This window comes from Kangiella sp., assembly GCF_048265365.1.
Lineage (GTDB): Bacteria > Pseudomonadota > Gammaproteobacteria > Enterobacterales > Kangiellaceae > Kangiella.
Window position 1 is genome coordinate 1793368 of the sequence record NZ_JBLXBT010000001.1, and the last position, 16670, is coordinate 1810037.

Genomic DNA, 16670 nt, shown 5'->3' on the forward strand with positions numbered 1-16670 from the left:
TGATAATTTTAAAATCTTACTGTCCATTTTTTCTTTCCGATAAATATCTGACAAAATCTTTCGCAACTTCACTCGATGCTAATTCGGAGCGCACCGCAAGTTGTAACGCTACGGTACGCATGTGGCCAGTATCAAGCTTAAGCTTCACTACATTCGAGGTGTTTTTATGCTCTAAAAACCAGGCGGGTAACCATGCGAAACCTAGTTTTTGCTGAATCCCCTGCCAGGCTTGTTCTAAATTACTCACTGTTAAGCGGCTTGCTGACCCTAACCAACCAGAGTTGATATTGCCACGTAAACCCGCATCTCGAATGACAATTTGTCGATGCTGCTCAAGTTCTTCAAGTGTATGTTTATTTCCGCTTGCTAGTGGGTGTGCTTCATGCGCGACAGCGTGGAGATCTATTGTCGATGCCAATTGTGAGACATAGCCCTTGGGTATTGAACTGGCTATGCCAACATCAACAGTACCATCATCTAGCAGCTCACCACAGCGTGACAAAGCGGTTTCATGCAATTGGATATTTAGCTCTGGGTGTTCAGAAGTAAGCTTATCGAGAGCTGACCACAGCAGGTTCGAGGGAAATAAAATATCAACAGCCAAGTTAAAGGTTGTACGGATTTCACTCTGTTGAGAAATGGCGTCGTGCTCTAATGCATCTGCCTGAGTCACGAGTGTTCGAGCTGCAGCGAGAAGGCTTTCACCATAGGGCGTAAGAACCGCTTTACGGCCTACCACCTCGAACAGTTGCTTCCCCACTGTATTTTCTAGCTTTTTAATACTATGACTGATAGTGGATTGCGTTTTATAAAGTGCATCACCTGCTTGGGCGAAGCCACCATTATCAACTACCGCAATGAACATGCGCCATTGCTCTAGGGATATTCGGTGCATTCCTTCCTCCAAAACGTTATCGACCCTGCCTCCTTGAAGCCTAAACGTCGGTATAAGTTCAGACCCATCTCCGAGGCCTGTAAAGTAATTAATTGAGCTCTTTTAGTCTGCCCCCAGCGCATACTGTGAAGCATCATATCTGTAGCATAACCTTTACCTCTGAATGCACTCGGGACAGCCACTTGGTGAATACCTAGTGTATTATCTTGCTTGAGTAAAAGTACCGTTGCTACACGTTCCCCACTCACTCTAAGAAATCCAAGTTTCACAGCCGAAAATTTAGCTGCTCGTAGCAAGGCTTGGGGATCCATACTGTAACCGAACCCATCGCTAGACATTTTAACAAAAGATATAATTCCATCAGTATCAGTACTATCAAGTAGTTCTAATTCAGAGTCTTTATCAACTTCAAGCTTGGTATTAGGCATTTCCAGATGCATCAAGGTCAGTCGCAAGTCCTTTCGCATATCTTGAGGCTGCCATTCAGTTTCATCCTTCATTGCTGATAGCGTTACAAGCTGCTGACTTGCGCTTAGTTGAACTGCATTCAATTCTTTTGAGGTTTCGGACCAATCCAGTGAGTTATGCCAAACTCGATGTGGCCAACTATGGGAATACCACAAGTCACCACGTTGCTCAGCCCCATAATAACGCCACAGAGCAATCATATTTGCAATATTTTTAGCAACGAACTTACTCATCTCTTTACCTATTTAATAAGACTAAGCCACCAATCATAGCTGCTAGCCCAATCACTTTAGTTTGATTCAACGGCATCTGTGGCAAACCAAACCAGCCAAAATGACTTGCAACAACGGCAAGTACAAGCTGCCCCGTAAGGGCATAAGACATCATAGTGCCTACGCCCATTTTCGGTATCAAAAAATAGAACAAACCTACACCGGTGGCACTTAGTACGCCACCAAGCCACAAATACCAAGGGACTGTACGAATTGCACTCCAGTCAGGCCATTGATTGGTAAAGCTGAATAGCGCTATACCACTGACTAGCACACTCATTACAAAGGCGACAACGGTTGCCATGAGTGAGTTCTTAAGTAGAACTCCTAACTGGCTATTCAGTCCTGCTTGTAGTGAAATGAGCGCGCCAGCAAATAGCGCCATAAGCAATAACATAAGTTAGATCTCCAAGCTGAATTCTGCGCTTGGTAAACGCACTTTGCGTTCGGCGGCACTTGCATCTGTATCGGCACGCTCACCTAAAGCACAAATCACAGAACTTCTTAGTCCCAGCTCTGAAAGACCAAGTATTCCATCAAAGCCTTGATTTTCAAAACCTGCCATCGGGCAAGCGTCAACACCTTTTATGGCTGCGGCAGTTAACAAATTCCCTAATGCAATATGCACCTGCTTCTCTGCCCAGTGAGCCAACTCTTCTGTAGACAATGACAACATCACGTCTTTTACATGTTGCGTAAAACCTGCTAGTGCACCGGGTTTCAAACCACGCTCATTTTCTACATGAGTAAAATGTTGCTCAATGAATTGCGCATCAATATTTGTATTCCTTGCTAGGACAAATAAATGTGAGCATTCTCGTACTTTGTTTTGTCCCATCGCAAAAGGTAGTAGCTTAGCTCGTACTTCTGCTGACTTTATAACCAGCAGTTTGTAGGGCTGCAAACCATAGGCCGATGGGCTTAAGCGCGTCGCCTCGACAAGAGCAGCAATCACATCATCTGACAGCTTGCGATCACTGAATTCACGTACCGCATAACGCCAGTTTAAGGCTTCTAAAATTGACATATCTTATTCCTCATTAACTTGAGCAGAGTCTGCTTTAAATGGAAAGGCAAGAGGACGTAATGGAGCTGCATCTGCCCCACGCAGTTTTAGTGAACCACCCACAAACGCGAATTCGTAAATTTCGGCTGTAGCAAGCGCTTCAAGATTAACAAGCTCTATGATTGGCACGCCAACCTGTGTTAATAAGTAGGTATGGACTGGCACATAATTACCTTCAACTTCCGATGGGAAAGCTTCAAAGCTAAGATTATCTGCACCTACAATCATCGCCTGCCCTTCTTCTGCAAGAAATTGGGCTGCCGCCATTCCTAATCCCGGTGAGTGCTCCATAAACTGAGCAGCTTGCTCATAGTTTTGCATGCGGCCAGTGCGTATCAAGACAACATCACCAGGTTGTAATGTAGTTTGCTGTAGGTCTAAAGCCACTTTGATATCAGCAACAGTTACACGATAATTGTCAGCCAACATCTCAAGGTTTTTTGCCTTAGGTAAATCGATCAAAACACCGCGGGCCACCAAAGGTGGGATTGTTTCTGCACCACTGCGTTTCCAGCCTTTGTCGCCAAGGTAATCATCGGCACTAAAGTGATTATAAATTTCTCCATCCAAACCGAAATGACTAAAGGTGTCGATATGCGTTCCAGTATGGCTATACATAGAAAACGCACTTCCAGAATAGCTGACATGGCGATTTATCTTTTCGCCCATGTCTAGCACATTATCAACTACTGCACCGCGCGGTGTGTGAGTCATCCAAAACTGATAGTGAGGATCACCTGCGGCTTGCCAACTGGGCATGCCGACAAAATACTCTACTGACAGGTCATAAACCTGTGATGCATCAATTTGCGACATTACACTGGCCTGACGCTCCGGAGTCATCATATTTAACCGACCGACTTCATCATTCGGTCCCCATGGGCTGGTGCCAACAAACTGACTGGATGACACTTGCAAACCGGCAGATAAAATTGCAATTAATAAGGTACTCATAAAGCCTCCTCTACTACCTCTTGATTTGGTGATGACATCAAAGAACTGATGAGCTGTTCTAATTGAGCTGATGTCAAAGTCTGTGATACAAGCTGAGAGCCGTTAATAATTAAAGAAGGAATACTAGAAATGCCAAACTCAACAGCTCGTCGTTTATCGTTCAAAACACCCAGCTCCACATCTGGAGAATCGACTGCCGCTTTGACTTGTGCATAGGAAAAGCCCTGAGCTATTGCAATTGCATTCAGAACATCAGCATCGCCAATATTTCTCGATTCGTAGAGGTGTGCTCGCTGAACCGCATCAAAAAAATCCCAATGGGCTTCTTGTCCACCAAGCTGCTCTATGGCCTTGGCATAAACAGCAGCAAGATAGCCAGTGGGGTAATCAAATGAGGCGGCACGCATTCCCTCAATATTGATAAGTTCAGGGTGTTCTGCATAGCGCTGACAAGTTTGCCAGTGCTGCATAATTTCTTGCTTGGCTTGCTTCATTGAACCGAAGCGTGCAATCATCTCGCTTTCATTGCGTTGCAGAACAAATGCTCGATGCACGATATTTACAGGATATTTTTCTGCTATTTGACGTAACCTTGGTGAAAGTAAGTAGCACCAACCACAAACAGCATCATGAAAAAATTCAAGGGTAATCACAGAAAGCCTCATTCGTTACTTGTAATAACGATAAGGTTAGCCTATAGGTCATCAACAAAAAAATGATTAAAATCGATACTTGGACACAAAAATATACATGTAAAGTAGATAGTTGAATTTTGAATCAATGCTTAATAACTAGATGATGACGTACCATGTACTACCCACACTATTTTATAAGAAATATTAATTCGTGACAGTACACTGTATATGTAAATTGAACTAATTTAGTTGTAAGGTTAAATTGTACTTTGGAAGCGAAGTACTTTAATTGTACATTCAAATAAATGCACTCATAACCAGTTGATTTCTTGTGGAAAGATCGAACAAGTTTAGTTGGTCATAAATATACCCCGTTCGTTGTCGATTAACCGGTATCTATCGCTTGTTCAGGATAAATGTTCCCTAAATTATATCCACTCATTTATTCTATGATAAACTTCGCAGCCCTATTTGTTACTTCACTAATAGTACAGCATGCTAGATACCACTTTAATATTGCTCTTTATTCCAACGTTTCTGGTGATTTCTGCCACACCTGGGATGTGTATGACCCTGGCGCTCACGCTTGGTATGAGTATTGGTGTTCGACGCACCATGTATATGATGTGGGGAGAATTGATTGGTGTAGCGCTGGTTTCAGTGTTGGCTGTGGTAGGTGTGGCCAGCATCATGCTGAACTACCCCACGGCATTCATGATTCTCAAATACGGTGGCGGTGCTTATCTGATTTATCTTGGGATCCAGATGTGGCGTTCACGTGGCAAAATGGCCATTGAGCTGAGTGATCAAGCCCCCAAAACGGTGTCTGGACGACAGCTGGCGATGCAAGGCTTCGTTACTGCGATCGCTAACCCTAAAGGCTGGGCTTTTACCGTTTCTTTATTACCCTCATTTATCAATCCAGATATGTCGATGCCACCACAACTCGCTGCTCTAGTTGCCATCATATTGTTAAGTGAATTTACTTTTTTAATGCTCTATGCCACCGGTGGAAAGACCTTAAGACGAATATTGCAACGCAGTGACAATGTGCGACTGATCAACCGGCTCTCCGGTAGCTTGATGATGGCAGTTGGCATCTGGTTGGCATTCGGTTAATGGTTAGAACTGCTTCAGTTTAACCTGCTAGTGCAAGCAGAACACCAGCAGCTACTGCCGATCCGATAACACCCGCTACATTGGGGCCCATTGCATGCATCAATAAGAAGTTATGTTGATTGGCTTCTAACCCTACTTTGTTGACTACGCGAGCAGCCATCGGTACTGCTGAAACACCGGCTGCTCCTATTAATGGGTTGATAGGATTTTTGCTGAACTTACCGAGTAACTTGGCCATCAATACACCACAGGCAGTTCCGATCGCAAAAGCCACAGCTCCCAAGCCTAAAATCCCCAGGGTTTCCAAAGCCAGAAATTTATCCGCAACCAATTTTGAGCCAACACTTAAGCCTAGAAATATGGTGACAATGTTGATCAAAGAGTTTTGTGCAGTGTTACTGAGTCGTTCAACCACCCCACACTCACGCATTAAATTACCCAGACAGAACATCCCAATCAACGGTGAGGCTGATGGTAAAAATATGACACACAGAGCGAGCACAGTAAGGGGAAAGACTATTTTCTCGGTTTGGCTCACATGACGCAGTTGTTTCATTTCTATTTTACGTTCTTCGGCATTAGTGAAGAGTTTCATGATTGGTGGTTGAATAATGGGAACCAGGGCCATGTAAGAATATGCTGCAACAGCAATAGCTCCGAGTAGTTCTGGCGCTAGTTTTGACGCTAAAAATATTGCGGTAGGCCCATCTGCCCCGCCGATAATTGCAATAGCCGAAGCGTCTTGTAAGGTAAATTCAAAACCCGGTACAAAGTTAAGAGCGATAGCGCCAATCAAGGTTGCAAAAATACCAAACTGTGCGGCGGCACCTAAGAATAATGTGCGGGGATTAGCAATCAGGGCACCAAAATCTGTCATGGCCCCTACTCCCATAAAGATCAGCAAAGGGGCGGCACCACTGGCAACGGAAATTGTATAAAAGTTATAGAGCATGCCATTAGCAAAACCAGCGTCTCTTGCCACCTGCATACTGGCCAAAACACCGGCTTGATTTGCCTGATGATAGTCGTTAAGCAATTGAGCAGTATTTTGAAACTCTACATTGAGCGCACCAGCTATGGCTTGCATAACTTCCGGTTGCGCCAGGTAAATAGCATTTTCAACGGCATCTAATGCAAGACCTGCGTTAGGAATATTTGCCAGAATGCCTCCGAAACCGATGGGGACTAATAACAAAGGTTCAAATTTTTTCGAGATCGCCAGGTAAAGCAATAAGAAACCGATGCCAATCATGACCAATTGACCCCAGGTGAAATTTGCAATACCTGTCTCTTGCCAAAGTTTTAATAAGCCGTCCATTAATATACTCGTTTGTTATCTATTTACAGGGTGCTACTTACAAAATCACTAAAGGTGTTCCAACTTTTACTGAATCACCCTCTGCGACCAGTATTTCAGACACCACACCGGAGTTTACTGCTTTGACTTCCGTTTCCATTTTCATGGCTTCTAAAATAATCAGAGTTTGACCGGCTTCAACCTGCGCACCAACTTTAGTCTCTACTTTAAAAATATTCCCTGCCATAGGAGCATTAACTGCTTCACCATTTGACTCCACTGGCGCTTCACTTTCTTGTGAGGATTGAGAGGCAGATTTGATGTTAGCTATCTGTCCATCCGGCGCAACCGTTACGGAGTAGTTTTTACCATTAACAGACACCTGATAAGACTCTGGTCCTGACATGGTGTTACCTGAAGACTGACTGGCTTGCTGCTCGCTCGACTCAGTTTCGCTTCCGGGTGCTGGCTCAAAGGCATCTGGATTGCCTTTGTTTTTTAGAAACTTAAGACCTATCTGTGGGAATAATGCATAGGTAAGGACATTTTCAATTAACTCACCTTCCAGGCTGATGTTCTCTTTTGCCGCAATTTCAACCAACTCATCGCTCAATCTTTCAAGCTCAGGCTCTAATAAATTAGCTGGTCGTTCGGTGATAACCTCTTTACCATCAAGCACACGCTTCTGTAGTTCTTCATTAACAGGTGCCGGGGGCGTGCCATATTCCCCTTTTAGAACAGCTGTCGTTTCTTTGCTGATACTTTTATAACGCTCGCCTGTTAACACATTAAGTACGGCCTGCGTGCCAACAATTTGTGAGGTTGGTGTAACCAGAGGTAAATATCCCAGATCTTTGCGTACCTTCGGAATTTCAGCCAGTACCGCATCAAACTTATCTTCTGCGCCCTGCTCCTTAAGCTGACTTTCCATATTCGTCAACATACCCCCAGGAACCTGTGATCTTAAAATGCGAGAGTCGACACCTTTTAAACTTCCCTCCCACTGGGCGTATTTTGTACGCACACTGCGGAAGTAAGCTGCAATGTCCTCAAGCAGAGCCAAGTCTAGCCCGGTGCTGCGTGAGGTTTCTTCAAAAATAGAGACGATGGACTCGGTTGGCGAGTGGCCGTAGGTCATGCTCATGGATGAAATGCTAGAATCCACCATGTCCACACCGGCTTCCGCAGCTTTCATTATGGTCGCGGTACTTAAACCCGTAGTCGCATGACAATGCAAAGCAATAGGTAGATTGACCGTTTCTTTTAAACGGCTCACTAGCTCCTCGGCAACATAGGGCTTTAATAAACCAGCCATATCTTTAATACAAATTGAGTGAGCGCCCATGTCCTCAATTTGCTTGGCCATATCAAGCCATTTCTCGATATTATGCACAGGGCTGACGGTATAGGATAAAGTCCCCTGAGCATGTTTGTCGCAATCTACAGCGGCTTTAATAGCTGTTTGTAAATTTCGGGTATCGTTCATGGCGTCGAATATACGAAACACATCCATACCATTAGCGGCGGCTCGCTCAACAAACGCTGTGACCACGTCATCAGCGTAATGTCGGTACCCAAGTATGTTTTGCGCACGGAACAGCATTTGCATCTGCGTGTTGGGCATCGCTTTTTTTAATTGCCTTAAGCGTTCCCAAGGATCTTCACCAAGGTAACGAATGCATGAGTCAAAGGTCGCTCCTCCCCAGGTTTCTAATGACCAAAAACCAACCTGATCAAGTTTTTCTGCTATGGGGAGCATGTCATCCAGCCGCATTCTAGTGGCAAATAACGACTGATGTGCGTCTCTTAAAACAACATCGGTAACTTTTAAAGGTTTATCGTTCATGCATTATTTATCCTTTCGAATTAGCTGAGCGTACACATTATTTATGCTTGTTGCGCTTATGTTTATTACGGTATTGATGAACAGCGGAGGTGATTGCTGCTACCACTTCATCGTCAGTAGATTGACTAGATTGTGTTGAAGCTTCTATTGAAGATAGTGCTTCGGGCCAAAAGCGGTTAATGACTTTTGAGGAAATGTTGATACAAAAAACCAGCAATAGTAAAAAACAAAATACCGTTGTCATGCCAACCAGCATTAACGATAAACCGCTTATTAGTTCATTCATATGCCCCCCTTATTAACACAACACAGCTTTGCTAGTTTAGTACCTGATCAATTGGGTGCAGTTAACCAAGCGCGAATACTTTTGTCAAATAAGCAACGATTATAGCATTGATAAATAACAGACTTAGTTTGGCGACCCCACCACTTAAAAGGGTTATGGTTATCAAATACGTAATAATCCGCTCTTTCTACTAGAGATCTACGCTCTTTTTGGGGTTCAAATGAATGACTACGATAGTTATTGGATCAAAATTGCAGTATTCACTTTAATCCAGATATACCAGTAAACAGATAACAATCAGGCCACCTAGTCCGATAACAAGGCTTGCTGAGTCTATATCGTAGAGTCCTGGGATTGCCATCATTTGACTACTGCCGAATACTGCTAACATGATCGCTGATGTTACCAAGAATGCAACTAGCAGTATGATTGCCCGTTTATACTGATTCAGAGCTAGCTTTAACTTATGTCTGAATTTTAGTTTATACATCATCTTGCACCTTAATCTGGTCTCGAGCCTGCTTTAGATAGGTTTTAACGCTGCCAAGCGGTATGTCTAGAAGTTCTGATATCTCTGTGTGTGAGTGTTCGTAAAGCTCTGCGTAGATAAATACTTTTTGCTGGATTGTACTCAATCGATTAATTTCTCGCTGAGCATCAATGTATACCGTTGAGTTGTCATTACTCGTTAGAGTTCTATCACTATCAGATTGCCATTTCTCTTTTAATCGCGTGAATATTGATGCCTTGCGCTTTAACTGTAGGAATTCATTGAATGCGATTCTGTACAGCCAGGTTGAGAATTTAGACTTACCATCGAACTGCTTTATCTTGAGAAACGCTTTGACAAAGGTTTCTTGTACAATGTCATCGATGTTCTGGCAGTCCAGTCTGTGATACAGGAACGCCTTCAATGCCTGGTCATGCCGTGTAAACAACTCATTGAAAGCATTCCTATCCCCTGTCGACTGACAGATAACTATCAGGTGCTCAGTTGAAGCACTCTTCATATCAACTAGTCTTTATCAAACTTAGCAAGAAGCAGATAAACAATCCCTATCACTCCTGGAAAAGCGGCAATACCATTAATGAGATCGTTTAAGTCCATATTGCCATTGTTCGGAAAGTCTGCGATTAATGAACCAAGCAGTATCGCTGCTGATACAGCAATGAGTAACAGCCCTTTTTTAATGTCACTGGTAGGCCTTAACACCTGATTTGCTAACTCTCTAATTACTCCAGGCGAAATGCTTGGATTGGCTTTAAGACTTTCGTTAGTCATGCTCAAGAATAGCTTCTTAGTCTTATACTTATACCCTAACAACACTATCGAGAGGATGATAATGGTCGAGAAGACTATTGCTGGAATTAGAATTTCTACAAGTTGATTCATAGCTAATTAACGCCTCTGCCACAGTTGGTCACCTAAGTATGAATCTTTTAGCACATGCTCCAGAACCGGTAAAGCATTGTCGCCATTCATGAAAATCACGTATCCGTTTTTGCTGTTGGGAAAGAATATTGCCAATGTGTTTACACCGGGATCTCTTCCCGTATGTAATAAGGCGTACTCGTCATTACTAAAGTCAGTAAAGATTTCCCATCCTAGGCCAAAGTAATGGCTCTCCCCTATTCTTATCTGGTTTGAGATAATGTTCTTGTATAAGCTTGGATTCTCATCTGATTGCTGCATCATATAAGCTAAAAACTTTGTGTAATCACCGACTGTAGTTAGCAGGTTAGCCGCGGCATTTGCTGAGTAGTATTTTTTCAACGGTATGAGATTACCTTTTTCATCATGGTTGTATGCATAACGTTGAACATCTACCTTATCGTTCCACCAAAAATTCGTATTCCTCATTTGCGCTGGCTCAAATAAATACTCTTCGGCAAGTGCTTCTATACTGGTATCGAACTTATTTTCTAATGCCCTTCGCAAATATTCAAAACCTTCACCAGAATACTGATGCTTAGTTCCAGGAGAAAAGTTGAACCTAAGCTTTTCGGTTGGATTCATCCAACGCCAATTATCAAAACCGGTCTGATGTGTAAGCACATGCCTTGCCGTTAGCAATTTATGCCTATCATCAGCTTCGATTTCAGGGTCTACCCAATAATGATATAGAGGCTCATCCAAGTCGAACCGTCCTTCATCAACCAGCTTCAAGGTGACAAAACTCACTATTGGCTTGGTCAATGATGCGACTTTAAAGATTGTCTCTTTGGTTGCAGCTTGCCCTTTCTTGCGCTCTCCGTAAACTTTTGTGCTGGTCACCTTGCCATTGTGAATCAAACCTATACCCAGTGCTGGAACATGGTTTTTTATTAACAATTCAGCAGTAGTGGGCGCATTGTTGACTGGTGATTTATGCGCATAGCTTAAGACATTCTCTAACAGCCAGTTATTATCTACCTTTAACCATACATGAGTGAATTCCGCAGTACTCGTTAACCGGTCCGGCTCACCTGTTTTTCTAATGTAAAACTCATGTGTGCCATGCTGAATAGCTCCGTAAAGGTTGCCATTTTTATGCAAAGGAAAGGTTTCAATCGATCCATCCACTAGCTTCCGGATTGGTTTTTCGGTTAAGTTTGAGCAAATGTTTTTAACGACATTACTCATGAACTGCTCTTTATTCTGGATACCGCTTTGATCGTGATAGAAAACCAGATCGTCACTGACATGCTGTTGTAAGTAAGCTGTGTCACATTCATTAAAGCCCCGTTTGAAAAGTTCAGCGTCTTGCTGTGCAAGCTCTTCAGCTAAGCTCAAGGCGTGGACTTGTTGTGTCATTGCAGCCAGTGAAACAAGGTAAATTGTTCTAAAGAATATCGATTTCATTATTAAAACTCCAAAGTGTGTTATCTATTTGATGCACTGGAGTCTTGGTTTGGATTTAACAGATTAAAAAAAATTGTATTCTTTGTTGCAGTACAATCTAGGTATCGTCAGGATTTAAGGGGGAAAGGAAGGTTTACACCAACTCTTCAAATGCTGATTTAAGGATTTCTTTTGAATCGAAGTTTGGTTGTTTCACTTCTATATCTTCCATGCTGAAATCGATACCGGTATTTTCATTCCATTTAACCGGTACTTTGACGCCCATTTCCATGTCTGGGCCAAACTCGCCCAAAGACTTACGCCAAGGCCCCCAGGTTTTGGTAATATCTGGCAAGGGCCATGGCAAATCAACTCCAGCGGTGACACTGGCATTAACGCCGACTCTAAATTTTGGTCTAGCATTTGCTTCCACATCTGCTTCGACCGATAAGCCTTCACTGCGATTCCAGTTTACCGTAACGCCTGCAGAAGCATCTGCTTCAATGCCCAGCTCACTATCGAGACCAACCCGGCCTTCTACAAAAGCTACTGCTAGCCTTGCTCTTAAGCCACCGCCTATATCCAGTTTTAGACCAGCCCCAGCGGGGACGAAGAACCGAGCGCTACCGGTTATTTCAGCATCTTCCGGGGCATCCAGGTCCATGGTCGCTGTCACTTCGGTATCGACAAGTTGTCCTGGGCCTATGTAGGCATTAAATGATAATTCGGCATCGGCAAATGCGAATACTCCGATGCCAACTCCACCCAAAGAGACTCCCCATATGGGGAAGTCGGGAGTTTCAACTGAGAGTAACGATTTGTTGTATTCTTGTTTTTCGAAAACTTCAAAAGTTGGGGGTAACCCGATCGAACCAAAAATGGTTACATTAGCATCAGGGGAAAGCTCAATGCCTGCCGTTCCTTTTAATACCGGTCCAAATGTGATTTCAGCTTCGCCTCGGCCAAACACTAGAATCTCGTTTGAGGTTTCGCCTTCGACGATGTTGCCCTCTTCGTCCATAGGCTTATTGGTCGCCGTAAATGAGAGTGATCCACTTGCTGGCCCTTTTGAGACTTCTAAATTACCCCTGAATATTATTTGGTCACCTTCGACACCAATAGTGATTTCACCCGTCGCGCCAGCAATACCTAGAACAGCGGTACCGCTTCCGCCGAACACCCATTCATTTGTTTCAGGATTCTTCCGGGCAAACAAGGACGCTGTGGCGGAAGTGACTCCGGGTACACCCTCGACAGGTAACGGGATATTTTCTGCGCCAATAACCAACCCATTTTCTTCGCTATAATCTACGGTAATGACCGTTCCGCTAAGTGGGCCTGCCAACTGAAGCTCTCCACCTACATCAACACCTTCTCTTGAGATTGTGACGGTAACCTGTCCTGATTCGACTCCTGGTAATCGACCCTCTTCTACTCCGGCCGTTAAGCTTACGGTAAGCTCGTCTTGATTGTAGTTGTAGGTCATTTCGGCCTGGGCAGGATTTAAAAAATCCATATCAACATCGAAGGTTCCATTAAAAATAGTGTTACCGTCTTCTACCCGGGCCCGAATATTTCCGGAACCAACTTGTGCCACTTCAAGTTGCGCCCCACCTTCAAGAAAAATTCCATTCTCACCGACTCCCATTGCAATTGCTGCTTCGGTTACACTTACCGGACCAAAGTTAAGTCTATCTGTTGGGATGGGGAATTCTATAAATATATCACTGCCACGGATTCGAATGGGGATGCTCAGATTAGGAAATAAGGCTTTAGTAGCAGTAATTTCTCCATTAGCAAAGAGTTCACCGGAAGGTGATATGCCAGCTTCAGTAAAGGTTACTGGACTGGCATTGGTAACGTGTCCTTCAATGGCACGAATCGCTCGCCGCATTTCTGTTTGATCAACATAGCCACCAAAGCCAAAATGAGGAGCGTGTATTATTTTTAACGAGAAACGCTCCGCTCTCAAAAATTGTTCACCATCAGATGTTCGGAATATCTCACCTGTCAATGTGCCTAATTCTTCTCCGCCCGCTCCTGATGTGGGTAAACGATAATCGATTGCTTCTAAATTGAATCCCTTATAAAAGTCATTCAAATCACGTCCATTTGCTGCTTGCCACACATCACCCTGTCTTTCCAGGCGTCTTCTCCAGCCGCCGGTGGGGCTTGAAAATATGCTGACAAAGTTTGGGACCTGGCCTTGAACAAAAGCCAGTCCTTCGCTAACCACTTCTTGCTCTGTTAATGCTTTTAGATGCTCCAGATGATCGCCATCTTTAATCTCTTGTTGGGTCCAATAAGCATTAGTGTTCTGCCGTCTGACCTGAAGGTTTGTAAATCCTGCAAAGTTAATCGTCCAATTATTTTCTCCTGCCTTTATGGTTTCATAACTTGGTCTTTTGCTTGTATTGGAACCACGCCAGAAATCAGCATCATCAGCACTCTCTAATAAGTCATTAACGCTACTGCGGAACCTGCTGGCTATTTTGCTTCCCGAGCTACGGTTGGTGCTTTCATCCAGTAACCAGAAGTTATCAAAATCGTCTTTACCTCCCAGCTGCAGTTCGAGTGAGTGATCAACATCCATAAAATGAATATCGCCACTACGATTCCAGGTAGGTAATTTCAATAGTTCATGGTTGGATAATTCTTGAACCGTTCCAGGTATGATCATACTTGAACGAGAAGCGCTTTGTGAGTTCAGCCGAACGTATTTCTTGCCATCAATTTCAGCACCCTGCTCCCAGTTTATGATCTTATTAGGGATGACATCTTGTAACCTTGGTTTTATTTTTGTGTCTGCTTCATTTAACCAGCGTTGTCTTGCAGTGGTGCTTCCCCTGTCCGTTCTTCCTTTAAAGACGAAAGCTTGTCCTGATGTTATTGAATTTTTACCTTCGGCCGGAACGCCGGGTGCTAGAGGGTGATCACTGGCACCCTTAATTCCCCGCTTAATGGTAGGGATTTCTAAGGTGGGTATATTAAGAACACCTCCTGTGCTTTCATTAAGCTCAATACTTCCCACTGAGCGTCGTGCGGCATGCGTCAATCCCGGCTCTTCTATTTCAGGATCATCATCACCTTCTCTTTGTATGGTTTTGGCTTGTCCAGTACCAGCAATACCTTTTTGTTGGACAGTATGGGTTAATTCATGAGCAAGCAGATGTTGTCCATGAGGTGAATCGGGTTGATATTGACCTTTTCCAAAAAAGATATCCTGACCTACTGTAAAGGCCCGAGCTCCGACAGACTTTGCAGCGTTATGGGAAGACGCACTGTTATGGATTCGCACATTATTCAGGCTTCTGCCAAATCTTGGCTCCATGTAAGATTTTGTGCTGGGTGACAAGGGAGAACCACCCGCAACTCGCATACGGTTAATAGAAGATTCGGTAGACTGAGTTGCACTAGAAACACCGTCAGCTCGACGCTGAACGGTTTTTTTGTTTTTATCCTTATCGTCATCTTCGACTTTGGTTGTTTTTATGCTCTTACTTTTTGCGCTGGGATTTTTACCGCTGGGCGCTCTTTGTGCCCCAGGTTGAGACAACCGTGATATTGTGGGCGGAGCAGCCGTTGAAAGCGCCCCCTTCTGAGTTGTTACCTTATCTGCAACGGCATCAGCTTCGCGCTCATAGCGATCATTGGCTGGATTCACACTCAGCTTCTTTTGCAAAGGCATTGCTTTTTTGGGCGCTGCCTTTGTCGGTTTTTGTGGGTGCTTTAGCTGAGCCATGGGGATACCTGAGTTACTAGCCTTTCATTTGGTTAGTAACATCAACCAAAAGAGCTTTTAGAACCCTAGCTTCCTCAATACCACCAAGATCAAACGTAGCCGTTAGAGATTTCATACTTGTTCTTGAAAGCTTTCTTAAATCTGTAAGGCTATCTATCTTTCTGTCCTTAAACACTTTAGATAATTTACTTTTAGTGATGTTTAAATTTTTGAATTCTTTATTCCGTTCCAAAATAAAAATTGCGGTAGATAGATCTTTCTTATCATCCCCTATTCCAATTTTAAGTCTGATGTTAGCTCCCTTTTTTAGTGGCTCGCCGGGTACTGGAATTTGTGCCATAACTTTACCCGATTCGCCAGACTTATCAAAGTCAACTTTATCCAGTGAATACAACTCATCACCATCAATAATTTTCCCAGTGGCATTAATAGATTTTCCGACAAAATCATCAACGGTTTTTATGTCTTTTCGCTTTTCACCAATCCAGACTTTTATCGCACTTCTCGGTTCGACCTTAGATTTTGCTGCGGGTACTTGTTTAGCTATCTGGTCAATATGTTTGGTTGTCGTTACTGTACCAACAACTTCAATGCGAAGTTTTCGGGTGGCAAGAAGCTTCTGAGCTGCAGATTGTTCAGAGCCAATCAAGTCCGGAACAGACACTTTCTTTTTGGGATCTTCTTTAGGAGGATCTTTAATATCACATTCTTGTTCAATACTTGATAACTCAATCTCCAAGTATAGTTTAGGATTGTCCTGCGATAGGCCAAGTTTCGCATTCTGATAGAGAACCTTGCCTTCTTTATTTGAGACTTTAATAGCATAGGCTGCTCCCGAGTCGTCTATTAACGTAAAACCCCCAGATTTATTAGTTGTGGATTTTTGTAGTAAACTTCCTTTTTCATTAACCAGACTGACCAGGTAGCAATCAACTCCTAAACCATTGAGTGTTACTCGCCCTTGAATAACTATTTGATTTTCTTCAGGTCTGACAGGGTTAATTTCTTCTCTTTGTTTCTGAGCGATGATGTATTTACGTTGTGCTTCCTCATGACGCAATTTATGCTTTATTAGTACCGCGTTATTATTATCACCCCTCTTTTTAGAACGATTTAACTCACGCTTTAATTGCCGTTGTTTAGCCCTGCTAAAAACATCGCCAGTATTAAAGTTAGCTACTCTCGCCATTGGCATAATGTTTGGCAAAGCGGATGCACTCTCACTCATTTCATCAGAGCATTTATCAATATTTTTAATCTTCATCACAA

At 43.4% G+C, this 16670-nt stretch carries 16 protein-coding genes; 1 reads left to right on the forward strand and 15 read right to left on the reverse strand.

Annotated features, from left to right (window positions below; genetic code table 11):
- Window positions 1-16: 16 nt before the first annotated feature.
- Genes ACN0VI_RS08335 through ACN0VI_RS08360 form a run of 6 tightly spaced genes read right to left on the reverse strand, consistent with a single transcriptional unit; the run spans window position 17 to window position 4308 of the window.
- Window positions 17-895, reverse strand: coding sequence for a LysR family transcriptional regulator (locus tag ACN0VI_RS08335; RefSeq protein ID WP_331892006.1), 879 nt, complete (start codon window positions 893-895; stop codon window positions 17-19).
- Complete coding sequence (locus ACN0VI_RS08340) at window positions 877-1596, reverse strand: GNAT family N-acetyltransferase (protein ID WP_417446416.1); 720 nt, start codon at window positions 1594-1596, stop codon at window positions 877-879. The genes ACN0VI_RS08335 and ACN0VI_RS08340 overlap by 19 nt, the downstream gene beginning before the upstream one ends.
- A gap of 4 nt (window positions 1597-1600) precedes the next feature.
- Window positions 1601-2032: a DMT family transporter gene (locus ACN0VI_RS08345; RefSeq protein WP_417446417.1), complete on the reverse strand. Its 432-nt coding sequence runs from the start codon at window positions 2030-2032 to the stop codon at window positions 1601-1603.
- Between the two features lie 3 nt (window positions 2033-2035).
- Window positions 2036-2662, reverse strand: coding sequence for an NAD(P)H-dependent oxidoreductase (locus tag ACN0VI_RS08350; protein WP_331890091.1), 627 nt, complete (start codon window positions 2660-2662; stop codon window positions 2036-2038).
- A 3-nt stretch (window positions 2663-2665) separates the two neighbouring features.
- Window positions 2666-3655 carry a cyclase family protein gene (locus ACN0VI_RS08355; protein WP_417446418.1) on the reverse strand — a complete coding sequence of 330 codons (990 nt, stop codon included), beginning with the start codon at window positions 3653-3655 and terminating at the stop codon, window positions 2666-2668.
- Window positions 3652-4308, reverse strand: coding sequence for a DsbA family protein (locus tag ACN0VI_RS08360; protein WP_331890087.1), 657 nt, complete (start codon window positions 4306-4308; stop codon window positions 3652-3654). Before ACN0VI_RS08360 ends, ACN0VI_RS08355 begins: the two co-directional genes overlap by 4 nt.
- 477 nt (window positions 4309-4785) lie before the next feature.
- On the opposite strand from ACN0VI_RS08360, the gene ACN0VI_RS08365 reads away from it, so the two are divergent.
- Window positions 4786-5409, forward strand: a complete 624-nt coding sequence (locus ACN0VI_RS08365; protein WP_417446419.1) for a LysE family translocator — start codon at window positions 4786-4788, stop codon at window positions 5407-5409.
- A 19-nt stretch (window positions 5410-5428) separates the two neighbouring features.
- Here ACN0VI_RS08365 and ACN0VI_RS08370 read toward each other — a convergent pair whose 3' ends face one another.
- From ACN0VI_RS08370 to ACN0VI_RS08410, 9 genes are all read right to left on the reverse strand, one after another.
- Window positions 5429-6727: a sodium ion-translocating decarboxylase subunit beta gene (locus ACN0VI_RS08370; RefSeq protein ID WP_331890083.1), complete on the reverse strand. Its 1299-nt coding sequence runs from the start codon at window positions 6725-6727 to the stop codon at window positions 5429-5431.
- A gap of 37 nt (window positions 6728-6764) precedes the next feature.
- Window positions 6765-8552, reverse strand: a complete 1788-nt coding sequence (oadA, locus tag ACN0VI_RS08375; protein ID WP_417446420.1) for a sodium-extruding oxaloacetate decarboxylase subunit alpha — start codon at window positions 8550-8552, stop codon at window positions 6765-6767.
- Between the two features lie 37 nt (window positions 8553-8589).
- Entirely contained in the window at window positions 8590-8838 is a 249-nt protein-coding gene (locus ACN0VI_RS08380; protein ID WP_331890079.1) for an OadG family protein, read from the reverse strand.
- A gap of 265 nt (window positions 8839-9103) precedes the next feature.
- Window positions 9104-9328: a hypothetical protein gene (locus ACN0VI_RS08385; RefSeq protein ID WP_417446421.1), complete on the reverse strand. Its 225-nt coding sequence runs from the start codon at window positions 9326-9328 to the stop codon at window positions 9104-9106.
- Window positions 9321-9848: an RNA polymerase sigma factor gene (locus ACN0VI_RS08390; RefSeq protein ID WP_417446422.1), complete on the reverse strand. Its 528-nt coding sequence runs from the start codon at window positions 9846-9848 to the stop codon at window positions 9321-9323. The genes ACN0VI_RS08385 and ACN0VI_RS08390 overlap by 8 nt, the downstream gene beginning before the upstream one ends.
- A 5-nt stretch (window positions 9849-9853) precedes the next feature.
- Window positions 9854-10231: a hypothetical protein gene (locus ACN0VI_RS08395; protein WP_331890074.1), complete on the reverse strand. Its 378-nt coding sequence runs from the start codon at window positions 10229-10231 to the stop codon at window positions 9854-9856.
- Window positions 10232-10237: 6 nt separating this feature from the next.
- Window positions 10238-11680, reverse strand: coding sequence for a serine hydrolase (locus ACN0VI_RS08400; protein WP_417446423.1), 1443 nt, complete (start codon window positions 11678-11680; stop codon window positions 10238-10240).
- A gap of 133 nt (window positions 11681-11813) precedes the next feature.
- Window positions 11814-15401: a DUF4157 domain-containing protein gene (locus ACN0VI_RS08405; protein WP_417446424.1), complete on the reverse strand. Its 3588-nt coding sequence runs from the start codon at window positions 15399-15401 to the stop codon at window positions 11814-11816.
- 16 nt (window positions 15402-15417) lie between these two features.
- Window positions 15418-16665: a PASTA domain-containing protein gene (locus ACN0VI_RS08410; protein ID WP_417446425.1), complete on the reverse strand. Its 1248-nt coding sequence runs from the start codon at window positions 16663-16665 to the stop codon at window positions 15418-15420.
- Between the last annotated feature and the right edge of the window lie 5 nt (window positions 16666-16670).